Annotated in this window: 17 protein-coding genes; 7 read left to right on the top strand and 10 right to left on the bottom strand. The window is 63.1% G+C overall.

The features are described 5' to 3' along the window. Positions 1-8: 8 nt before the first annotated feature. From JQ558_RS03365 to fhuB, 3 genes are read left to right on the top strand one after another with little or no spacing between them, the layout of a single operon-like run. Positions 9-1,016 (top strand): alpha/beta hydrolase, encoded by a 1,008-nt coding sequence (locus JQ558_RS03365; protein ID WP_212292832.1) that lies wholly within the window; start codon positions 9-11, stop codon positions 1,014-1,016. Beyond that, positions 1,000-2,010, top strand: a complete 1,011-nt coding sequence (locus tag JQ558_RS03370; protein ID WP_212292833.1) for an ABC transporter substrate-binding protein — start codon at positions 1,000-1,002, stop codon at positions 2,008-2,010. The genes JQ558_RS03365 and JQ558_RS03370 overlap by 17 nt, the downstream gene beginning before the upstream one ends. Continuing rightward, entirely contained in the window at positions 1,997-4,003 is a 2,007-nt protein-coding gene (gene fhuB / locus JQ558_RS03375) for a Fe(3+)-hydroxamate ABC transporter permease FhuB (RefSeq protein WP_212292834.1), read from the top strand. Before JQ558_RS03370 ends, fhuB begins: the two co-directional genes overlap by 14 nt. 32 nt (positions 4,004-4,035) lie before the next feature. On the opposite strand, the gene JQ558_RS03380 is transcribed toward fhuB, so the two are convergent. Next, the gene (locus tag JQ558_RS03380) at positions 4,036-4,860 is read right to left on the bottom strand and encodes an ATP-binding cassette domain-containing protein (RefSeq protein WP_212292835.1); all 825 of its coding nucleotides are present in this window, start codon (positions 4,858-4,860) and stop codon (positions 4,036-4,038) included. 74 nt (positions 4,861-4,934) lie between these two features. Beyond that, a complete protein-coding gene (locus JQ558_RS03385) occupies positions 4,935-5,996 on the bottom strand; it encodes a siderophore-interacting protein (protein WP_212292836.1) in 1,062 nt (353 codons plus the stop codon). A gap of 307 nt (positions 5,997-6,303) precedes the next feature. Between JQ558_RS03385 and JQ558_RS03390 the strand changes: the two genes are divergently transcribed. From JQ558_RS03390 to JQ558_RS03400, 3 genes are all read left to right on the top strand, one after another. After that, the gene (locus JQ558_RS03390) at positions 6,304-8,004 is read left to right on the top strand and encodes a cyclic peptide export ABC transporter (RefSeq protein ID WP_409410488.1); all 1,701 of its coding nucleotides are present in this window, start codon (positions 6,304-6,306) and stop codon (positions 8,002-8,004) included. A gap of 223 nt (positions 8,005-8,227) precedes the next feature. Next, positions 8,228-9,286, top strand: a complete 1,059-nt coding sequence (locus tag JQ558_RS03395) for a GNAT family N-acetyltransferase (RefSeq protein WP_212292838.1) — start codon at positions 8,228-8,230, stop codon at positions 9,284-9,286. Next, on the top strand, positions 9,237-10,607 hold the full coding sequence (locus tag JQ558_RS03400; protein WP_312014950.1) for a lysine N(6)-hydroxylase/L-ornithine N(5)-oxygenase family protein: 1,371 nt from the start codon (positions 9,237-9,239) through the stop codon (positions 10,605-10,607). Before JQ558_RS03395 ends, JQ558_RS03400 begins: the two co-directional genes overlap by 50 nt. On the opposite strand, the gene JQ558_RS03405 is transcribed toward JQ558_RS03400, so the two are convergent. Further along, a complete protein-coding gene (locus JQ558_RS03405) occupies positions 10,604-11,425 on the bottom strand; it encodes a 4'-phosphopantetheinyl transferase superfamily protein (protein WP_212292839.1) in 822 nt (273 codons plus the stop codon). The two genes, JQ558_RS03400 and JQ558_RS03405, sit on opposite strands and share 4 nt — an antisense overlap. Before the next feature lie 117 nt (positions 11,426-11,542). On the opposite strand from JQ558_RS03405, the gene JQ558_RS03410 reads away from it, so the two are divergent. Then, a complete protein-coding gene (locus tag JQ558_RS03410) occupies positions 11,543-12,733 on the top strand; it encodes a CaiB/BaiF CoA-transferase family protein (RefSeq protein WP_212292840.1) in 1,191 nt (396 codons plus the stop codon). A gap of 48 nt (positions 12,734-12,781) precedes the next feature. Here JQ558_RS03410 and JQ558_RS03415 read toward each other — a convergent pair whose 3' ends face one another. The 7 genes from JQ558_RS03415 to JQ558_RS03445 all read right to left on the bottom strand — a co-directional run bounded on the left by JQ558_RS03415 (position 12,782) and on the right by JQ558_RS03445 (position 21,623). Then, on the bottom strand, positions 12,782-14,287 hold the full coding sequence (locus JQ558_RS03415) for an ATP-binding protein (RefSeq protein ID WP_212292841.1): 1,506 nt from the start codon (positions 14,285-14,287) through the stop codon (positions 12,782-12,784). Between the two features lie 232 nt (positions 14,288-14,519). Beyond that, entirely contained in the window at positions 14,520-15,155 is a 636-nt protein-coding gene (locus JQ558_RS03420) for a pyridoxamine 5'-phosphate oxidase family protein (protein ID WP_212208268.1), read from the bottom strand. 29 nt (positions 15,156-15,184) lie between these two features. Beyond that, positions 15,185-16,486: an ArgE/DapE family deacylase gene (locus JQ558_RS03425; RefSeq protein WP_212208269.1), complete on the bottom strand. Its 1,302-nt coding sequence runs from the start codon at positions 16,484-16,486 to the stop codon at positions 15,185-15,187. A 61-nt stretch (positions 16,487-16,547) separates the two neighbouring features. Then, positions 16,548-18,218 (bottom strand): ABC transporter ATP-binding protein, encoded by a 1,671-nt coding sequence (locus JQ558_RS03430; protein ID WP_212292842.1) that lies wholly within the window; start codon positions 18,216-18,218, stop codon positions 16,548-16,550. Continuing rightward, positions 18,215-19,048 carry an ABC transporter permease gene (locus JQ558_RS03435; RefSeq protein WP_212276336.1) on the bottom strand — a complete coding sequence of 278 codons (834 nt, stop codon included), beginning with the start codon at positions 19,046-19,048 and terminating at the stop codon, positions 18,215-18,217. Before JQ558_RS03435 ends, JQ558_RS03430 begins: the two co-directional genes overlap by 4 nt. Beyond that, on the bottom strand, positions 19,048-20,049 hold the full coding sequence (locus JQ558_RS03440) for an ABC transporter permease (protein ID WP_409410483.1): 1,002 nt from the start codon (positions 20,047-20,049) through the stop codon (positions 19,048-19,050). Before JQ558_RS03440 ends, JQ558_RS03435 begins: the two co-directional genes overlap by 1 nt. Further along, on the bottom strand, positions 20,046-21,623 hold the full coding sequence (locus JQ558_RS03445) for an ABC transporter substrate-binding protein (protein ID WP_212292843.1): 1,578 nt from the start codon (positions 21,621-21,623) through the stop codon (positions 20,046-20,048). Before JQ558_RS03445 ends, JQ558_RS03440 begins: the two co-directional genes overlap by 4 nt. Positions 21,624-21,890 lie beyond the last annotated feature (267 nt).

Consider the following 21,890-nt stretch of genomic DNA (forward strand, 5'->3'; position numbering starts at 1 on the left):
ACGATCGCATGAGCCTTGATCCCGATATCGCAGCGCTCCTCGAGATGGTCCAGCTTGGGACCGAAAGCGGTGCACGCGTTCCGTTTCCGCAACTGACCGCCATACAGGCACGCGCGGATTTCGACGCTTCTTCGCCGTTGCTCGACGTCGACCCTCCGGCGCTGGCGTTCGAACGCCAGCTCTCCCTGCCGACGCGCGATGGGGATGCCATCGCCGCGCGGCTCTACGCCCCGCGGGAGCCGGACGCGAAAAATCCCACGGCCGTTCTGCTTTACATGCACGGCGGCGGCTTTGTCGTCGGAAGTCTCGATTCGCACCAACCCTTGTGCCGCGGCCTCGCCGTCGCTAGCGGTGCGGCGGTGCTGTCGATTGGTTATCGGCTTGCCCCGGAGCATAAATTCCCGACGGCGTTCGAGGATGCGGTCGATGCGCTGGCCTGGCTCGGTCGCGAGGGGGATGCGGCCGGGCTGGACGCGGGCCGCGTTGCTGTTGGCGGCGATAGCGCCGGTGGAACGCTTGCCGCAGCACTTGCAATCGCAGCCAAGGGCGAGCCAAGTTTGCCGCAGCCCGTTCTGCAGGTTCTCGCCTACCCAGGCCTGAGCGCACGGCAGACCTCGGATTCCTATAACCGGTACGGCTCGGGCTTTCTGCTCGACCGGGACACCGTCGATTGGTTCTTCCGGCAATATCTCCGTGACGATTCCGACCGCGACGATTGGCGCTTTGCGCCGCTGGCCGCGCATGATCTCTCTGGGCTGGCGCCGGCGCTTTTCGTGCTTGCCGAGTATGATCCGCTGGTCGATGAGGGGCGCGACTATGCGGCACGGCTTCGCGCCGCTGGCGTTGCCGTCGATCTCCAGATCTATCCGGGCATGATCCATGAATTTCTGCGGATGGGGAATGTCGTCGCCGATGCCTTGCAGGCGCAGGCTGCGATCGGGCAGGCCTTGGCAAACGCGTTTCGTGCCCCCAGCGGCAGGGCTTGGACGGACATGACGGTTGAAGGTATGTCATAATGGTCTTCTGTCCCCTGGGCCTTGGCCGCAAGAGCTCTTTGAGCCAATTTCCATGAGCAAAAAGTTTGTAGATGTCCCCGATCGCCGGCCGTCACGCCGCGCCGTCCTCACCGCCGGCGCGAGCCTTGCCACGGGCGTGCTGCTCGGCAACTGGCCGCTTTGCGCAACGCAAGCCGCCACATCACAGGCCGCGCAACGCGTTGCGGCGCTCGGTTGGGCCTGTGCACAGACGCTGCTCGCGCTTGGGGTCGTGCCATTGGTGGTTCCGGAGATCGAGCGCTACGGCAGGCTCGTCGTCGAGCCGGCTGTCCCGTCCAGCGTTCAGGAAATCGGCCTGCGCTCGGAGCCAAATCTCGAACTGCTGCAGAGTTTCGCGCCTGACATCATCATCATCGATCCCAGTATCACTGCCGCAATACCCCGGCTTAAGCTGATCGCACCGGTCGAGATCTTCACGATTTTCAAGCCCGGCCGGCATCCTCTGGAAATAGCGCGCAGTTCAACGATGGAGCTCGCACAGCGGGTCGGCATGCAGGCCGCATGCGAAGCCTATCTGGCGCGTTTCGATGCGGCGATGACTGCGTATCGTGAGCAGCTTCGCGATCGCGGCGGAAAACCGCTGTATCTCGTGAGCGAGATCGCGCGCAACCGTGCGCTCGTGTTCGGTCCGAACAGCCTCTATCAGGAGGTGCTGAACCAGTTCGGATTGAAGAACGCTTGGACCGGGCAGAGCGGTCCGTGGGGACATACCAGCGTCGGCCTTGAGGTGCTCGCGGCGGTTCCGGACGCGCGGCTCATCCTGATGAGTTCACGGGTCGCAGATATCGAAGCTCTGCTCACGTCGAGTCCGGTGTTGCGAACCCTGCCGTTCCTCCGGTCGGGTCGGTTGACGGTGCTGGGAAATCAATTTTTCTATGGCGGCGTGCCGGCAGCTGAGCGCTTCGCCCGCCTTCTCGCCGAACGTCTGCCGCAGGAAAAAAATGAGCAAGGTTGAGGCGCTGCCCGCCCGCTCCGGGATCGCGATGCATCCGGCGGTGCTGATCGGATTGCTGTTTGCGGCAGCGGCTGCGCTGACATGGCGGCATCTATCGGGGTTTCTGCCGGCGGGCGCTTGGTTGCCGGTGCTGTGGCGTCCCGAAATCAACGATCCGCAGCAGATGCTGGTGCATTATACCGTGTTTCCGCGCATAGCGGTGGCGCTGCTGGCTGGCGCAGCGCTGGGTCTGGCAGGAACGGTGTGTCAGCAGGTGCTGCGCAATCCGCTGGCCGAACCGAGCACCCTCGGTGTCCTGAACGGAGCCTATCTCGCGCTGTCCGTGACAACCCTGTGGGCGCCGTCGCTGCTCACCTTCGGCCGCGAATGGATTGCGTTGCTGGGCGGGTTCGCTGCGTTTCTGTGCGTGTTCGGTCTCACCTGGCGCCGTGCGCTATCACCGGTCGTGCTGGTGCTTGCCGGGCTGATCGTTGCTTATTATTGCGCGGTGACGACCCAGGCCCTGATATTGCTCAACCACGAATATTTAATCGGCCTGTTCATCTGGGGCGCGGGTTTCCTCAATCAGCAGGACTGGAACAACGTCCTGTTCTTGGCGCCGCGTTTCATCATTTCCTTCGCCATGATCGCGGCGATGGTGCGCCCGCTGACCTTGCTTGGCTTCGATGACGAGACCGCGCGCAATCTCGGCCTCGGCTTGACCGGCGCGCGGGTCTGCGCGCTGGGCATCGCGATCGCGCTCAGCGCCTCGGTTGTCAGCGTGGTCGGCGTGATGGGGTTTGTGGGCCTGTCCGCGCCGGCCATCGTCATGCTGTCGGGCGCGCGCCGTTTTCGCGACCGGCTGATCTGGGCGCCGCTTTGCGGCGCGCTGCTGTTGTGGCTGACCGATGAACTCGTGCTGTTGATCCCGCCCGGCTATCGCGAAATGCCGGCCGGCGCCGCCACGGCCCTGATCGGCGCGCCGATGTTGCTGTTGTTGCTGCCGCGGCTTCGGGCCACCGCGCCGGTCGGGAATCTGACGCCCTCCGTTCCACCACGGCTTGAACATCCGTGGCGGGTGATCCTGTTCGGTCTGGCCTTGCTGTTGCTCGTGGTCTGGATCGCGCTTGCCGTCGGGGTCGGTTCAGAGGGCTGGAGCTGGAGCGGCCTTGCCGGCATCCAGGAATTTCTGCCGTGGCGCTGGCCACGTGTGGTGTCGGCCTTGGCTGCGGGGGCCACGCTGGCGGTAGCTGGCACGCTGTTGCAACGCATGACCGGAAATCCGATGGCGGCGCCAGAGGTGATGGGGATCAGCTATGGCGCTGCGATGGGTGTGCTCGTGCTGCTGTACGCGTTGCCCTCTCACACGCGGGTGGAGCAGATTGCAGCCGCCGCGATCGGCGCCTTCATCGTGCTCGGGCTGGTTCTGCTGTTCAGCCGGCGGTCCGAATTCAGTCCGGAGCGTGTGCTGCTGGCCGGCGTCGCCATGAGCGCGGCGTTCGGCGCGATCATGGCCATGGTGCTTGCGACCGGCGACCCCCGCATCGGCATGCTTCTGTCGTTGCTGGCGGGATCGCTCTATCAGATCGGTCCGACCGAGGCTGCGATACTGGCCGTCGCCGCGATCATCCTGCTGGCGATGGTGCCGATGTTGTCGCGCTGGCTCGATATCCTGCCGCTCGGTCAGGCGGCCTCGCGTTCGGTGGGCGTATCCATGGCGCGGAGCCGAATCATCATCATGCTGCTGACCGCGCTGTTGGCCGCGACCGCAACCCTGATGGTCGGGCTCCTAAGCCTGGTCGGCTTCATCGCGCCGCATATGGCGCGGATGATGGGGGCGCAACGCGCGCTGCATCAGGTGGCGCTGGCTGCGCTGATTGGCGCCACCCTGATGGTGTTCGCGGACTGGGCAGGGCGGATGGTGATATTCCCGTTCCAGATGCCGGCCGGCATCTTCGCGATGATGCTCGCTGGTCCTTATCTGGTGTGGCTATTGCGCCCGCGGCGCGCGTGATCTGCTGCGTGGAAAGGCGGATGATCTGGCCTTCATCGCGCGAAGCTGATGAGGTGGCTTTGATCCGGAGACGGCATCACCCCCATGGGGATGCCGTAGATGGTTTCGAGTTCGGCCGGCGTCATGATCTTGTCAGGCGTGCCCCGGGTTATCAACTTGCCGGAATGCAGCGCGATGATCTCGTCGCAGAAGCGGGCCGCCATGTTGACGTCGTGGAGAACGACGACAATTCCGAGGTTGCGCTCGCGGGCAAGCTTCTGCACCAGCGACAGAACCTCGATCTGATGGGCTATGTCGAGCGCTGAAATCGGCTCGTCGAGCAGCAGGCACTCGGCGTCCTGCGCCACCAGCATGGCGATCCAGACCCGCTGGCGCTCGCCGCCTGACAGTGTGTCGACGAGCCGGTCCGCAAACGCCTCGATGTGGGTGAGCGCCATGGCTTCCGCGACCTTGTTGCGGTCGGTCTCGCCAAATCGGCCGAGCGCGCCATGCCAGGGATAACGGCCCAGCGCGACCAGCTCCTTGACCAGCATGCCGGCGGCAGGCGGGGTCTGCTGGGGCAGGTACGCTACCTTTCGCGCGTATTCGCGATCGCTCCATTCCCGCAATGGACGCCCTTCAAAGCGGATCGTACCGGAGGAATTTGGCTGCTGCCGCGCCAGCGTCTTCAGCAAGGTCGATTTGCCGGAGCCATTGTGTCCGATCAGGCCGACGACACTGCGGGCGGGAAGGGTCAGAGTCAGCGGTTCGAGCAATGCGCGGCCCGCCACCGCGAAGCTGACCTGGTCCAGTTCGAACAAGGGCATGGCCGCGTCGCGCGTCGCCGGGGCGGTTTCGGTTGGCAGAACTGCGTGCATGGAAGCGCCCGGTGGAAACTATGTGATGCAAGGAGAACGCAGCCCGGCCGGTCCACGTATCGGACGCCGGGACGTCATGGCTGACGCAGGCTCCAATACGCGACCGCAAGGTGCTGCTCGCGGGAAAGCTTTCGCTCATCGCGTAAGTGGTTTCGCAGCGCTTTCAGCGCCTGCGCTTCGCAGGCGACCCATGCAAAGACCTCGCGATGATCGGACCATCGCAGGGCCTTGACGGCATCGACCAGCAATTGCGTTGTCCCGGCCGGACGGTCGCCGCGATGCAGCCAGCGGACCGACATGCCGGCTGGCGCGATCAGCGGAACCTCCTCAAACTGGTCGGCGACTTCGATGAAGACCTCACCCATTGCCGTCTCCGGCAGCGTTTCGAGAATGCGCGCGATGGCGGGCAGGGCGGTTTCGTCGCCCGCCAGCATAAACCAGCGCGCCGGACGAATACCTCGCCCGAGAGGACCGGCCATGCCGCAAATGGCGCCGGCTTGCGCATTGAGCCCGAATGCGGAGCCAGGTCCGGCATGGTCGTGAACCACAAAATCGATGTCGATCTCGCGGGTCTGCAGATCGATGCGACGGATCGTGTAGTAGCGGGTGAGAGGCCTGCGGTCCGGTTCGGGCCACATGATACGTCCGTCCGCGGCAGGCCACGGCCATTCAGGCTTGGCGAGGCCTTCCGGTGGAAAATACAGCCGGACGTGGAGGTCATCGTCGTCACGGAAACGTGCGATGTCGTCCCCGGTGAACGTTAGCCGGCGCATGCGGGGCGTGAGATCGATCGCCGACTTGAGCCGTACCTCGCGGAAATTGGCCAACGTGCCGCCATCGGATTCATGGCCGGACCAGACGATCGTCGGTGCCTCATCGCCTGCGAACTCGATGAGGTGGGATGCTACGACCGAACGCAGCATTTCGAGGTGACCCTTGTCATTGGCCTCGACGCGAATCCTCAGTGCCTCGGCCTCGACGGCGAGCGAGCTGGTTCCAAACGGCAGTTTTGCCACCATCAGGCCGCCCTTATCCTCGAAAGCGATGTCATGCTCGGCCAAATGATCGATCATTCGGGCAGCGAGACCGGCGGCATCGGCAAGCTGGATGCGGGTTTCGGAGACAAGCGAATCCAAAGTCATTCTCCAGTCGGGCCTGCCCGATGCTGGCCTGCGAGCGCTCGATTTTCCGGGTATCGCGGTCCGATACGGCGGCCGGATCTATGTCCTACGCGCTCTTCGGCTGCGATGCAAAGGGAGTACTACCCGCGCATTTTATTAAATGAGTGACCGATGACAAATTAGAATCAATCGAAAAAGGCCGGAAAATAAGCACTGGAATAGCGGTGCTGCCATCATGTATTCGCATCACTCGGGCACGGCTGTCCGTGCCACCACGGGCCGTGTAGGTTCGCTCCAGCATTAATCCAGCGCGGCACTCATGATGATCCCACCAAGCGGCCTGACCGCGCAGACACTGCATCTCCTGCGGCCGTATTGGCCGATCGTGCTCGGCGGAGTCGTCCTCGGTATTGTCGGCGGCGCCAGCGTCGCGGGGTTGCTTGCGGTCGTCAATCGCGGTCTCTATGCGTCGCAGAGCGATGTCGCGACGCTGCTTTTTGCCTTCGCCGGCCTGTGCTCGCTGATCCTGATCGGCTCGATCGGTTCCGATATAAGCGCCAATTATGTCGGACAGCGGATCATTGCCGAGCTTCGGAAGTCGCTTGCGGGCAAGATTCTGGCGGCCCCGATCGACCAACTCGAGGTTTACCGCACCCATCGCCTGATCCCGGTTCTCACCCAGGACGTCGACACGATCAGCGATTTCGCGTTCTTCTTTTCGTCCTTCTTCGTGTCTGTCGTCATCACTTTCGGCTGCATGGTCTACCTGGCGGTATTGTCGTGGCCGCTGTTTCTGATCACGGGATTGGTCATCATCCTGGGTTCGCTGGCGCATGCCTTTGCGCGAACGCGAGGGGTTCGGGGCTTCAATGCCGCCCGCGACTCGGAAGATGAGTTGCAGAAGCACTACCGGGCGATCGCGGAGGGCGCGAAGGAATTGCGCCTGAACCGCATACGCCGGCAGCGCGTGTACGTCGACAAGCTACAGCGTACCGTCGACCAGATCAGCGCGGTACAGATCAAGTCGATCAATCTTTTCGTCACCGCACGTGCCTTCGGTACGATGCTGTTCTTCGTGGTGATCGGCGTAGCGCTGACCCTGCGGCCATTCCTTTGGCCGGACAGTCCGGCCTCGGTCTCCAGCGGCTTTGTGCTGGTGCTGCTCTATATGCGAGGTCCTATCGACCAGGTGATAGGCATTCTGCCCGCACTCGGCCGCGCACAGGTAGCGATGCGCCGCATCGCCGAGCTCTCGGAACAGTTCTCAACGCCTGAACAGGATTTGCTGGCTGCGCCTTCGACCGCGCCGGAGGCATCGGCCAGGATCAAATCGATCGAACTCCGCGGGGTGTCGTACGCCTTCCGCACCGTGCCCGGCAGCAATCCCTTCGTGCTTGGGCCGATTGACCTGCATATCCGCCAGGGGGAGATCGTTTTCATTGTCGGCGAAAATGGCAGCGGAAAGACCACGCTCATCAAGCTGCTGCTGGGCCTTTATGCTCCGCAGAGCGGCGCGGTGCTTCGCGATGGCGTGTCGGTCGTAACGGAAACCCGCGATGACTATCGGCAGCTCTTCACGACAATCTTTTCCGACTACTACCTGTTTGAAGATCTTCTGCAGGGAGCGGGAATGGTGCCCGATATCGCGGAACGGTACCTTGAGCGATTGGAGGTCGCCCACAAGGTTTCGGTTGAAAATGGCGTATTCACGACGACGGATCTGTCCACCGGCCAGCGCAAGCGGCTAGCTCTGATGAATGCCTGGCTCGAGGAGCGGCCAGTCCTGGTGTTCGATGAGTGGGCGGCGGATCAGGATCCGGCGTTCCGGCATATCTTCTACACCGAATTGCTGCCCGACCTGAAGCGCCTGGGCAAGACGATCATCGTGATCTCTCATGACGACCGCTATTTTGGCGCGGCGGACCACCTTGTGCGGCTCCGGCATGGCAAGATTGTCGCTGGCGAGGCGAGGGCGCATAACGTCATGGAGCCGTCATCCGTTCCAACCGGTGCGCCTCTTTAGACCTATTTTATTCTCTCGGAAAATTTGAATCTAAGTTCGGCGCCACCGGCGCTGGCCTTGAACAAGGCATGCCACGTCCCGGCCGGGTCATTCATTGGTTTTGTAAGGAATCTAAACTGGGTGCGTTGGCATTCCTTGTCATCCCGCACGGGAGTGATTTACATCGCGTGCGTGAGCGAAGATCGCGTCTTGTTTAAAGCAATCACGTCAATACGAGTGCCGGATGAACAAAGCGTCGAGCTCCGCGAAAGATCCTCATGCGTTTCCGGTCGGGCCACGCGCCGCCGCGACAGTCCTTCAAGACGGTGCGGACCTGCAGGTCGTCGCTGGTGGCGCCACGATGATGCGTCTGCGTCTCGATGAGCAGCTGGATCATCTGAAGATGCTCGATGCTCCCGACGATCCGCGACTTGCGGTGCGGGCGGTTTCAGCGGCGGCAGAGGCAATGTTCGGATGGCGTCCGGGCCTCGACCGGATTTTTCTGGATTCGGTCCCGGAACCGATTGCGCGCGAATTGCTGGACCATGGCCTCGCTGTCGTGACCGGAAGCAACCTCGTGCTGCTTCCGGATTTGGTCATGCAGCGTCGTGACAACTGGCTGGTCGATGCCGAGCGGCCGCCAATGCCGCAACTGCACGTCATGACGGACGGCAAACGGCATCCGCGACGTCCGCAAAAACCGGTGGGGATGGTGTATGCCCGCTTCATTCCCTGGCTCGCCGAGGTCATCTCGTTCCGTGTTGCGGATCTGAATGATGATCTTCATTTGCTGCACCGCTGGATGAACGACCCTCGCGTCGACGCCTTCTGGGACGAAGCGGGCGATCTCGAAAAGCATCGCAAGTATCTGTCCACTATTCTGGCCGATCCGCACATGCTGCCGCTGATCGGCTGCTTCGGGGACGCTCCGTTCGGCTATTTCGAGGTCTATTGGGCCAAGGAAAACCGTATCGCGCCGTTTTACGATGCCGACGATTACGATCGCGGATGGCACGTTGTCGTCGGAGAGGACGCATATCGTGGACGCCGCTACATCAGTGCGTGGCTGCCCTCGCTGATGCACTACATGTTTCTGGATGATTGCCGAACGCAGCGGATCGTCGGCGAGCCGGCGGCGGCGCATTCGCAGCAACTCCGCAACCTCGAACTCTCGGGATTTGCGAAGATCAAGAATTTCGATTTTCCGCACAAGCGGGCCTCCCTGGTCATGCTGCTGCGCGAGCGCTTCTTTGGTGACCGGCTGTGGCTACCGGCTACGGCCGGTCCGGCACCCACAGCCTAACGCGCGAACGGAGCGCAGCTTTATGTCTCACCAGCTTGCCATCGAGCACGACGTCATTGGCGTCGGATTCGGTCCGTCCAATCTCGCGCTTGCGATCGCGCTGGACGAGTGCGCCAGAAGATCACGCCTGAAATGCGCTCCTCTTTTTGTCGAGAGGCAGCGCCAATTTACCTGGCATGGCGGCATGCTTTTGCCGGGCAGCGATATGCAGATATCGTTTCTCAAGGATCTGGTTTCTTTGCGTGATCCGACCAGTCCATTCACCTTTGTGAACTATCTGCACAAGCACGGCCGCTTGCAGGATTTCATCAACTGCCGGACGTTCTATCCGAGCAGGGTGGAATTCAACGATTACCTGCGGTGGGTGGCAGCGCAGTTCAAATCACAAGCGGCTTACGGCGAAGCCGTCGTTGCCATCGAACCCGTAACTGCGGGGCAGTCGGTGACATCATTGCGGGTCTATTCACGCAACTTCGCCGGCGGTGAAACGGTGCGGCTTGCGAAGAACCTGGTCGTGGCGGCGGGAGGTAAGCCCAATATCCCGCAGGTCTTCGCGAAAATCGCCGATGATTCCAGATTATTTCACTCAAGCCGCTACCTTGATACGGTCGAGTCCGCCGGCCTCGGCGGCAAGGCGGCATGCGTGGCCGTAATCGGTGGAGGGCAGAGCGCGGTCGAGGTGACGGTCGATCTTCGAAACCGTTTTCCGCACGCGAACATTGACCTGATCTTTCGCGGCCATGCGTTGAAGCCGTCCGACAGCAGCCCGTTCGTCAACGAGATCTTCAATCCGGATTACACGGATTTTATCTATGCCCAGCCGGACGAGCGCCGAGATGCGATCGTTCGCAATTTTCGAAATACCAACTATGCCGTGGTCGATTCCGATCTGCTCGATCAGCTGTATCGATTGCTCTACCAGCAACGCGTCAGCGGCACGACGGGCATCGAATTGTATCCGCGCAGCGAGATCACCAAAGTGCTGGCGGCCGTTGAAGGCATTGAAATCCGAACGGTCGATAAATTCGACGGTCGGGACCGTCGCTCCTGCTACGATGCCGTTATCCTCGCGACCGGCTATGACAGGGAAACGCCACACGCGTTTCTGGAGCCGATACGGCGCTATATCCAGGACGACGTTGTCGACCGCAATTACAGGCTCGCCACGAGCCCGGCGTTTCGGCCGCAAATCCATCTCCAGGGGTATTCCGAGGCCTCTCACGGCCTGAGCGACACGTTGCTCTCCGTCCTGGCCAGCCGTTCGCAGGAAATCGCCGAGTCGCTGCTTTTGACGATCTCGCGCCGCGAGCTCATAGCTTAACCTTCGGCGACGGGAGCTATCAGCCGCCATTGCGAGACAGGCCCGAGCGCTGCTGGCAGCGAAAGAACGGCGGGTGATGGGCCTGCGTCGATGATCACCGAGTGCGGTGGAATGATGAATCCAAGCGCGGCTGCCTTAAGTATGGCCTCCTTGAGGGTCCAGTAGCGAAGAAACAGCTGGGACCGCAATGCGGCAGGGGTGCTCCACAGGACCTCACGCTCTTCGCGAGCCAGGACGATTTCACTCACGGAATCCAGATCGGGAATTTCTCGCAAGGGCTCGACATCGACACCGACCGGCGAACGCGCAGCAGCGACAGCGATCACACCTCTTGCGTGACTGAGGCTGAAGTCGATGTTCGGCGCGTCATTGACGAGCATCGGCTTGCCGTGCTCGGACGGTCGAAACCGCAAGGCGTCGGCGGCCTGCCCGACAATGCTCCCCAGCAAAAGGCGGACGCCGGCATGTGCGGCGAGATAGCTGTTTCGATCCTCAATGTGCACGAAGCGCACCATGCGGCTGGCTTCCTCGCCGTCGAGCACCGCGGCAGCTTGCTCGAAGCTGAGTGTGCCCAATCCATCGGTGCATTGGTCATGAGGGGGATGTACTGCCGCGAGCCAGAAGGCGACGTCCTCCGGTCTTAACTGCTCGGTCAGGCCTGAGATGCCCGGACTGGTCAGCCATCGCAAACACAGTTCTTCTTGCGGAATTCTGCGTTTGGTTGCGATAGACCAGGCGACGGTATCTCGTGCATTGGCCGACGTTAGCGATATTGCGAGTTTGTCCTTTCCAGCGTCGTCGGATAGCGCCATGTCCATCGGCCATTTGGAGAAATTTTGAAGAGTAATGTAAGCTGTCGAGAAATCAAAATTATCCCTTCTCCGAAGGTTGGCGAGGAAACTGCTCGACCGGGCAGCCAGCGTCGGGGGAAAGCCGTGAGAGCACTTGAAGGGATCCGGGTCCTCGACCTCGGCACGTTCATCGCGGGGCCGCATTGCGCCACCATTCTCGGTGAATTCGGCGCGGAGGTTATCAAGATCGAGCCGCCAAAGACCGGCGACTCGCTTCGGCGTCTTGGAACCAATACCGAATGCGGCGATACGCTGGTTTGGCTATCCGAAGCCCGCAACAAAAAATGCGTGACGCTGGATCTCGGGACCGAGCGCGGGCGGGAGCTGCTGAAGCGCCTCGCCGCGAAATGCGACATCATCGTCGAGAATTTTCGGCCCGGCACGTTGGAAAAATGGGGGCTCGGCTATGAGGAGCTCAAGAAGATCAATCCCGGTGCGATCCTGGTGCGCATCTCGGCCTATGGGCAGGATGGACCGATGCGGACGCAGCCGGGCTTTGCCCGCATCGCGCACGCGTTTTCCGGCCTGACCTACCTTGCCGGTCAGCCCGGCGGTATTCCCGTTGTTCCAGGTTCGACCTCGCTGGCCGATTACATGTCGGGCATGTACGGCGCCATCGGCGCACTGGTCGCGCTGCAAGCCCGTAAAACGACCGGCGAGGGGCAATGCGTTGATCTCGCACTGTACGAATCGATGTTTCGCGTGCTCGACGAGATTGCGCCTGCCTATCAGAAGTTCGGCTATGTGCGCGAGCGAATGGGCGCGGACGCGGTCAATGTCTGCCCGCACAGCCACTACCAGACCAGGGACGGCAAATGGATCGCGATCGCCTGCACCAGTGACCAGATGTTCGCGCGGCTGGCGGAAGCGATGGGGCAACCGGAACTGGCCTCGGCGGAACGATATGGTCCGCAGACGCTGCGGCTGGCGGCCCGTGACGAGGTCAACCGCATCGTCGCCGAATGGGTCGCCTCACTCGACCTCGATAGCGTCCTTGCGCTTTGTTCGAGGGGAGGCGTGCCGGCCAGTCTGATCTTCAGCATCGCGGATATTTTCGAAGACCCCCAATACCGCGCTCGGGGTAACATCCAAATGACGGAGTCGCGAGCCGGCGAGATCGCGGTTCCGGGCGTCGTACCACGGCTGTCGGAAACGCCCGGCGAGATCCGCTGGCTTGGCGCAGGGCTGGGTGCCCAAAACGAGGATATCTACAAAGGTCTGCTCGAATTAAGCAGCGCAGAGATCGAAGATTTACGGATCGCCGGTGTGATTTAAGAGATCGCCACGGCTTGGTATCTTCTAAGTGCGCGCTTGAGCGTCAAATCATAGCGCCGGGCTGCAGCCTTGCTCCGCCGGCAGTTCCTCGGCATTGGGGTCGCCCGGTGCCGTCGCCCAGGCCAGTTCGACGAGCGTTACAATCCGCCGACCTGCACCATCGAGCTGGCAAACGATGAGGCCCTGCTCCTCGATGTAGGTCAGCAGACGCCGCGCACGGCGCAACGAATGTGAGCCATAGGCGCGGGCAATCGCTGCATCGCCCGGGCAGGGCCAACCTTCCTTCGCGGCGCGGGCGATCATCATGAAGACGCCCTGCATATCCTCCGGCAGAAGGGAGGCGCGGACCGAGACATCCTGCCAGCCGTCATCGTCAGCCATATCGGAGCCGAGCCCGGCGCGGGCGCGCGTCAGCATGCGACGGAAGTCACCCAGGTCCGGCACAGCCGAACCGAGGCCCTCTATTCGGCAGCGGACAACGAACTCCTGATAGAGGACGCCGATGGCACGGAACCCAGCGTCGGGTTCGGCCATGACGGCGCGCAGAATGCGGTCCACGCGCTCATTCCGCTCCGCCAGTGCCTCGGCGCTAAGCGGCTGCTCCAACGATTCGGGACGGATCTCCAGCGCCGCCGACTTCGCCGCCATGAGCTGGCCGAGGAGGTCGGGTGGCGACCGGCGCTGGGGCCGATTATGCTCGGGCGGCGGTGCTGCCAGGATGATGGCGTGTGCGTCCGACGTCGATTCCGGCAGAGGCATCAGGCGCGGGGTCGCGTTGCGCGGCTTTGTATCCGTCGGACCAATGCGCAGCCCCAGCGGACGGCGGGACAGGGCCGGCCCCAGCGCGATGAATTGGCCGCGCTCCAGATCCCGGAAGGCCTCTGCCTGTCGCCGTTCCATGCCCAGCAGGTCGGCGGCGCGCGCCATGTCGATATCCAGAAACGTTCGCCCCATGAGGAAATTGGACGCCTCGGCCGCGACGTTCTTGGCGAGTTTTGCCAGTCGCTGGGTGGCGATGATTCCCGCAAGCCCGCGTTTGCGGCCGCGGCACATCAGGTTCGTCATGGCGCCGAGCGAGAGTTTGCGCGCTTCGTCCGAAACCTCGCCGGCGACGGCCGGCGCGAACAGCTGTGCCTCATCCACCACCACCAGCATCGGATACCAGTGGTCGCGGGCGGCCTCGAAAAGCCCGCCGAGGAAGGCGGCGGCGCGCCGCATCTGGTTCTCGGCGTCGAGCCCCTCGAGATTGAGCACCGTGGAGACGCGATGTATGCGCGCTCGCTCGCCGGCGACCTGCAGGCCCCGCTCGGTATGGTCCTCAGCATCGATCAGGAGGTGGCCGAAACGGTCGGCAAGCGCAACAAAGTCGCCTTCGGGGTCGATGATGGTCTGCTGCACCCAGGGGGCACTCTGTTCCAGCAGCCGGCGCAGCAGATGGGATTTGCCGGAGCCCGAATTGCCCTGCACCAGCAGGCGCGTCGCCAGCAGTTCCTCAAGGTCCAGGTTAGCCGGGGCGCCTGCCGTTGTGTGGCCCATCTCGATCGCAACGGTCATGTCTCGACTCAAAGTCTCCCTGCGGAGGCGGGCTTAACAACCCGACCGCAGCCAGTCGAGCGCCCATTGGACGGTTACTCACGTTCTCCACGGCTGGTCGAACGCTCGCATGGTCGCCTATTTTTGGAAAAAGTGATGACCGTCATCATGGTCCAGGCGATTCGATGTCGCTCTGGACAACGCGAAACCCAATATTGCTGGCAGAGCCGCCCCGGGTCGGACAGCTAATTCATCAATAGAGCCTCGTCCGGTAGCCTTCTTCCATGGTCTGCTCGGCCACTTCAACCGATATGGCCGCCGTCTGCTCGGCGATGATGCGGCCCAGCGTCGGGAAACTGTGGCGTTCGACCTGGGCCTTGGGGTCCCACAATTTCGAGCGCATCAGCGCCTTGCCGCAATGGAAATAGCATTCGTCGACATGAACCTTGAGCCCGATGATCGGTACGACGTTTTGCACCGCCAGCGGCGTCAGCAGGGCCGGATCCTGGGTAATCTCCGCCTTGCCGTTGATGCGCAGCGTTTCATTGATGCCGGGCACCAGGAAAATCAGGCCGATGCCTGGCGAGGCCAGGATGTTGCCGAACGTGTCGACCCGGTTGTTGCCGCGGCGGTCCGGGATCAGCAGCGATTTGTCGTCGAGCACCGCGACGAAGCCCGGCGCGTCACCGCGCGGGCTCGCGTCGGCGTTGCCCTTGCCATCGCTCGATGCGAGGACCAGGAACGGGGAGAGCGCGATGAAGTCGCGACAGAACTTGTCGAGATGGTACAGGACCTTCTTCTCGGCGAGCGGGCTCAGCTGCCCGAAATGCGCACGCAGATCTTCTGGCGTTCGGACCAGGGGCTTGCCGCCCGCGCCGTTGCTCTCCATGGCAGACCTCCTCCTGTCTTGTTGCGTTTTTACGCAACCTCGACACCGCACCAACCCGCGATGAACAGCGCCAGCGTCTTAGTGACCTTCTTCACGGATTCGAGTTCTACCCGCTCGTCGAAACCGTGCGCGTTTTCCATCCTGGCGCCGAAGCAGAATGCGGGGACATCGTAGTCGAGCCCGTAGAAGCGTGTGTCGGTGAGGCCGGTGAAGCTGGCATCCTCGAGTGGGCCGCCGAACACGGCCTCATACGCAGCAGCGAGCACCGCCTCGCTGTCCTGCGCGCCGGTCACCTCGTAGCCCGGCGACAGAAAGCCGGACCATACGACCTCCGGCGCGTTGTCGGCCAGGAACGGATGGGTCTTGGCGGCCTTCGCGACGCAGGCGACGATCTCGGCCTGGCAATCGGCGATCGTCCAGCCGGGCAGGATGCCGATACGGCAATCGACGTCGCACCAGGCCGGCACGCTCGAGGCCCAGTCACCACCCTTGATGATGCCGGGATTGAAATTCAGCGGATGGTTGATCTTGCCGAAAAAGCGATGGCTCTTGGCGCGCTCGTTCCACTCGGCCTCCAGTCCTTCGAGGGCCTGGATCAAATGGTAGGCGGCCTTGATGGCATTCGAGCCGGTGCCGGCGTGCGAAACGTGGACCGGCAATCCGCGAACCTTGAGGCGGAACCAGATCACGCCGACCTGGGCGCGCATCAGCTTGCCGTCGGTGGGTTCGGGGATCAGGCAGGCATCGGCGCGATAGCCGCGCTGGAGCGTGGAGAGCGCGCCGAGCCCGGTGCTTTCCTCCTCGATCACCGACTGCAGATGGATGCGGCCCTTCGGCGCCAGTCCCGCAGCTCGCAATGCATCGAGCGCGTAGAGCGCAGCGATGGTGCCGGACTTCATGTCGCCGGCGCCGCGGCCATAAAGCCAGCCATCCTCGACGACGGGCCGGAAGGGCGGACGTTTCCACATGTCGAGCGGGCCGGTCGGCACGACGTCGCAATGACCCTGCAGGATCAGCGAGCGCCCGGATTCTTCGGCGGGCCGATAGGTTCCGACGACGGTACGGGCGCGCGAGAAATCGGTCTCGACCGGTCCGTAGCCGGGCAGCGCTTTCAGATCGTCCTGGTTGATGATCCAGTCGTCGACCTCGTAGCCGCGCTGGCGCAGCAGACGCGCGATCATGTCCTGGCACGGCCCCTCCTGGCCGCGCGTGCTCGGTATCGCCGAAAAGGCGATCGTGGTTGCGATCTGCGCCTCGAAGGCGGCCTCGACCGCGGCTTCAATGCGCTCGCGGACGCCGGCGGGAAGGGGAATGACGTTGCTTTGCGACACGGGTCAGTCCTTGCAGGGTTTCACAACAGATCGGCAGTGTGTCTAAGGATAGCACTGTCCATCATGCGAGCGCCTCGCGTTGTCGCGCGAAATTCGGCTGGTCGAAGAAGCGGCGCCCCGGGATCGCGTCGAGCAGGTCGCGCGTATAGGCCTCGCGTGGGTTGGTGAACACGGCGGCGGTCGGCCCTTCCTCGACGATGCGGCCATGTTGGAGAACGATCACGCGATCGGCGATCTCGGCTGCGATGCGCAGATCATGCGTGATGAAGATCATCGCCAGCTGCATTTCGCGCCGCAGTTCGGCGAGCAGCGCCAGCACCTGCGCCTGAACCGAAACGTCAAGCGCGGATACGGCCTCGTCGGCGATCAGCACCTTCGGCCTCAGCGCGAGGGCGCGCGCGATGCAGATGCGCTGGCGCTGGCCGCCCGAGAATTCGTGCGGATAGCGATCGGCGGCCGAGGGCGTCAACCCGACGCGCGCGAGCAATTGCCGGGCCTGCGCCATCGCCTCGTCGCGTGCGGTGCCATAGGCCATCGGGCCGCGCGCGACAGCGTCGCCGACCTTCTGGCGCGGATCGAGGCTGGAGAAGGGATCCTGGAAGATGATCTGAAGGCCGCGGCGCGCCTGGCGCAACGCCTCGCCGCGGAGCAGCCGCAGGTCCTGGTCGCCGAGCCGGATGGCGCCGGAATCGGGCTCCGTCAACCGCATGATCATGCGGCCGAGGGTCGACTTGCCGGAGCCGGACTCGCCGACAACAGCCAGCGTCTCGCCTTGGTGCAACGTGAGCGAGATGCCGTCGGCCGCGACCACTTCCCGCGGCGGCTGCAGCCAGCCGCGTTTAACGCGAAACGTCTTGCGCAGCTCCACGACGTCGAGCAGCGGTGTGGCGTGCGAAGCGCTCTCGCGGCTCTTCACATGCGCCTTCGGTACTGCGTCGATCAGTTCGCGGGTGTAGGGATCGCGCGGATTGCGCAACACTTGCTCGACCGAGCCGTGCTCGACCACCTTGCCGTGGCGCAGCACGACGACGCGATCGGCGACGTCGGCCACCACGCCGAAATCATGGGTGATGAGCAGCACGCCCATGCCGCGCTCGCGCCTGAGATCGTCGATCAGGCGGAGGATCTGGCGCTGGGTGGTGACATCGAGTGCGGTCGTCGGCTCGTCTGCGATCAGTAGCTCAGGCTGGTTCGCGGTGGCCATCGCGATCATGACGCGCTGGCGCTGGCCTCCTGAGAGTTCGAACGGATAGCTGTTGGCAAGCAGCGACGGGTTGGGCAGGCCGACCTGGGTCAGCAACTCCTGCACCCTGGCCTTGATCGCGGCTGCCGGCGGCACCGGTTGCTGGTGCGTGAGGATCGTCTCCTCGATCTGTTCGCCGACGCGCTTCAGCGGATTAAGCGACGACAAGGGCTCCTGGAAGATCATGGCGGCTTTGCCACCGCGCAGCCGGCGCAGGGCACGGCGATCGAGGGCGGCGGTATCCTGCCCGACCACCTTCACGGCGCCGGACACGATATCGACGCCTTTCGGCAGCAGCGAGAGGATCGCATGCGCGATCATCGATTTGCCGGAACCGGATTCGCCAACCAGGCAGACCACCTCGTTGCGCCCGATCGCAAACGACACGTCCTCGACCGCGAACGGCCGGTCGCCGCCTTCGGGCAATGCAATCGAGAGCTTCTCGACCGAGAGCACGGATGCCTTGTCCTGCACGCTTGGGTTTGTCATGCGCGGCGCCTCGAGACGCGCGGATTGAGTACGTCGGACAGGCCCTCGCCGAACAGGTTGATGGCAAGCACGGTGATCAGGATCGCGAGCCCAGGAAAGACGCTCATCCACCAGGCCTGCCGGATGACGGTGCGCCCGGCGCCGATCATGAAACCCCAGGACATCAGGTTCGGGTCGCCGAGCCCCATGAAGGAGAGTGCGCTCTCCAGCAGGATCGCAGTCGCGACCGTCAGCGAGACGACGACGAGGATCGGCGAGATCGCGTTCGGCAGGATGTGTCCGAGCACGATGCGGGCCGTGCTCTCGCCCTGGCATAATGCGGCCTCGACAAATTCGCGCCCGCGCAGGCGCAGGAATTCGGCGCGCGTCAGCCGCGCGAGCGGCGGCCAGCTCACCGCGCCGATGGTGAGGATGATGGTGAGCAGCGAAGGGCTGAAGGTCGCAACCAGCAGGATCGCCAAAATGAACGCCGGGACCGTCTGGAACAACTCCGTCACCCGCATCAGCACGAGATCGACTTTTCCGCCGAAATAACCTGAGATAGCGCCGATCATGACGCCGATCGTCATGGCGGCCAGCGCGGATGCGATGCCGATCAGCAGCGAGACCCGCGCTCCGTGCGCCACGCCCGCCGCGACGTCGCGGCCAAGCGTATCGCCGCCGAGCCACATCCCGTCCTCGCCGGGCGGCGTGAAGGGCGTGCCGCTCATCTCCCACGGCGAGACCGGGAATACGACAGGCGCCGTGATCGCGACGATCAGGACGATGATGAGCAGGACGAACCCCGCCATTCCGCTCGGATGCCGCACGAAAGCCTTGACCGCATCCATCAGGCGGCTTCCGTCGTCATGCGCGGATCGATCAGGCGGTAGATCAGGTCGGTCACGAGGTTGAGAGCAATCACGATGACGGACAGGATCAGGAAGATGCCGAGCAGCACCGGATAGTCACGCTGCAGCACGGCCTCGAAGGTGAGCCGGCCAAGGCCGGGCCAGGCGAACACGGTCTCGATCACGACCGCGCCGCCGACGAGCGCGCCGGCCTGCATGCCCGCAACCGTCACGACCGGCACCAGCGCGTTGCGCAGCATATGGCTGACGACGATGCGCGGGCGGGCCAAGCCCTTGGCCCGCGCCGTCTTGATGAAATCCTGGTGCGAGACCTCGATGATCGAGGAGCGCATCAGACGGGCGTAGATCGCCAGATAGATCGCGGCGAGTGAAATGACAGGCATGATCATGTGCTTCATGATGTCAAAGATGCGCTCGATCGCCGTGTGCTTCGCGTTGATCGTCTCATAGCCGAACGGCGGCAGCCAGCCGAGCGTCACCGAGAAGACGAGCACCAGCATCAGCCCGAGCCAGAACACCGGCGTGGCGTAGAGCAACAGCGAGAGCACGGTAAAAACCGTGTCCGCAATGCTTCCGGCGACCAGACCCGCGAGCGCGCCGAGCGTCGTGCCGATCAGGAGCGCGAGGCAGAAGGCGGTGAGCGTCAGCAGCAGCGTTGCCGGCAGGCGCTCGAGGACGAGATCAAGGACCGGCCGCCGCTGGCGATAGGAATATCCGAGATCCAAAGTGAGCACGCGCGCGAGATGTGTGCCGAGCTGCACGAGATAGGGCTTGTCCAGCCCATACTCCTTGCGCAGATCGTCGAGGATCTTGGGGTCGGCCGCGCCCGATTGCCCGGCCATGACCATGGCCGGATCGCCCGGTGCTGCGCGGACCAGCACGAAGTTGAAGGTCGCGATCACCAGAATGATGGCGACCAGCCGCACAATCCAGGCGGCGACCAAGAGTCCAATTCTTGCGGCGCTCCTGGTGCCGGTCACGATTTGTAGACCGAGCCGAAGGTCTCGTGGGAGCCGATCCCGGTCGTCACGATTTCCTTGAAAGCCTTGTCGTAGATGATCGGGTATTCGAGCTCCAGGGTCCAGGCGACGGGCACTTCCTCGACCAGGATCTGCTGCACCTTGGAATAGAGCTCCTGCCGCTTGGCCTCGTCGAGCGCGACGGCGGCTTCCTCAAACAACCTGTCGACCTCGGGGTTTGAATAGCCTTGGGTGTTCGAGAACAGGATGCCCTTCTTGATGTTTGAGGAGATGTAGGTGCGGGCGACGCCGAGTGCGGGATCGCCGAGCTGATAGAGCAGATTCTGGGTCATCTCGTAATCCCAGTTGCCGACCTTGTCGGCCCAGCCCGCCATGTCGGTGCCGACCAGAACGAGATCGATGCCGGCCTTGGAGAAGCTCTGGCGGAAGAACTCGCCGGCGCGCTGATAGACCTCGCCATAGGGCGGCACGAGGTATTTGATCTCGGCCCGCTTGCCGTTGGCGCCGGGCTTCAGGCCCATCTCGTCGAGCAGCGCAATGGCCTTTTCGACCGAGAAATCGTAGCGCTTTACCTTGGGGTCGTAGAATTTGGTTTTCGACGAGATCGGACCGGTTGCGACCTTGGCGTTGCCGAAATAGACGCGCTTGTTCATCGCGTCGCGGTCGATCAGGTGCATCACCGCCTGCCGGAACCGCTTGTCGTTCATCGGCGCGACGCGATTGTTCATCTCGAGCCACTGGTGCGGAGCGAAATACTCGTAGCCCTTGGTGGTGTATTCGAGGTTCTTCTGCGACTTGAAGCGCTGCACGTCAAAGAACTCGACGTCGGACCATTGCACGAGTTGGACCGTGCCATTCTCGAGCGCCAGCGCCCGCGAGGCGCTGTCCGGGATGATGCGGTAGATGATTTCGTCGAGATAGGGTTGGTCCTTGCGGTAGTAGCCATCGTGCCGAACGAGATGGACGTGCGAGCCGCGCACCCATTCCTTCAGCTTGAAGGGGCCGGTGCCGATCGCCTTGTCGTTCATCGGGTTCTTGCGGAACTCGGTTCCCTCGTAGATGTGCTTCGGCACAATTGGGGCCGAGGTGCAGTCGAAGCAGCCGAGGAAAGGCGCGAAAGGCTGCTTCAGCTTGAATACGACAGTCAGCGGATCAGGCGCCTCGGCGGACGCGACGCGCGCGAAATTCTGCCGCGCGCGGGGATGGGTCTCCGTCAGCACCTTCATGCAGCTGAAGACCACGTCCTCCGATGTCATCGGCTTGCCGTCGTGAAAAGTGATGCCCGGGAACAGCTTGAACGTATAGGTGAGGCCATCAGGCGAGACCTCCCACGATTGCGCCATACCCGGCAACGGCTTCAAATCGGCGCCGTATTTCAGCAGGCTCTCGTAGATCTTGCCGCCCAGCGTCAGCGTCGGCTGTTGCTGGTTGAACGCCGTGACGAGGATCGGCGGTTCGGGTTGGATGATCGTGTTGAGCGTGCCGCCCTTTGGCTGACCAGCCGCTCTGGTGATGCCGAGCGGGATGGCCGCGCTGGCGGCCAGCATTGCAGCAGTGAATTCGCGCCTGTTCATGGACCAACCCCTTCGTTGCGGATTGCGCCATCGTGACGGAGCGCCGCATTCTGTGCTACACGGCATGGGACAGCGATCGTCGCGATCGGGCCATCTGGCCCGGAAGATGCATGGCTGTGGGGAGAGCAGGCATCTCACATCAAGAGCCCAGATGAACATAAATGTAAGAGTCGGCACAGCACCGACCGGCGGCGACAGCCTTGAGCGCCCATGCCACAAGCGATGCGGACCGATAGCCGCAGCGAACTATGCCGGTCACCTGCAGAC

The organism is Bradyrhizobium sp. AUGA SZCCT0160, assembly GCF_018130105.1.
Taxonomy (GTDB): domain Bacteria; phylum Pseudomonadota; class Alphaproteobacteria; order Rhizobiales; family Xanthobacteraceae; genus Bradyrhizobium.

Coding starts and splice junctions, on each gene's coding strand:
- JQ558_RS03365 (WP_212292832.1), top strand. CDS start 9: ATGAGCCTTGATCCCGATATCGCAGCGCTCCTCGAGATGGTCCAGCTT.
- fhuB (WP_212292834.1), top strand. CDS start 1,997: ATGAGCAAGGTTGAGGCGCTGCCCGCCCGCTCCGGGATCGCGATGCAT.
- JQ558_RS03380 (WP_212292835.1), bottom strand. CDS start 4,860: ATGCACGCAGTTCTGCCAACCGAAACCGCCCCGGCGACGCGCGACGCG.
- JQ558_RS03390 (WP_409410488.1), top strand. CDS start 6,304: ATGATCCCACCAAGCGGCCTGACCGCGCAGACACTGCATCTCCTGCGG.
- JQ558_RS03395 (WP_212292838.1), top strand. CDS start 8,228: ATGAACAAAGCGTCGAGCTCCGCGAAAGATCCTCATGCGTTTCCGGTC.
- JQ558_RS03405 (WP_212292839.1), bottom strand. CDS start 11,425: ATGGACATGGCGCTATCCGACGACGCTGGAAAGGACAAACTCGCAATA.
- JQ558_RS03415 (WP_212292841.1), bottom strand. CDS start 14,287: ATGACCGTTGCGATCGAGATGGGCCACACAACGGCAGGCGCCCCGGCT.
- JQ558_RS03420 (WP_212208268.1), bottom strand. CDS start 15,155: ATGGAGAGCAACGGCGCGGGCGGCAAGCCCCTGGTCCGAACGCCAGAA.
- JQ558_RS03430 (WP_212292842.1), bottom strand. CDS start 18,218: ATGACAAACCCAAGCGTGCAGGACAAGGCATCCGTGCTCTCGGTCGAG.
- JQ558_RS03435 (WP_212276336.1), bottom strand. CDS start 19,048: ATGGATGCGGTCAAGGCTTTCGTGCGGCATCCGAGCGGAATGGCGGGG.
- JQ558_RS03445 (WP_212292843.1), bottom strand. CDS start 21,623: ATGAACAGGCGCGAATTCACTGCTGCAATGCTGGCCGCCAGCGCGGCC.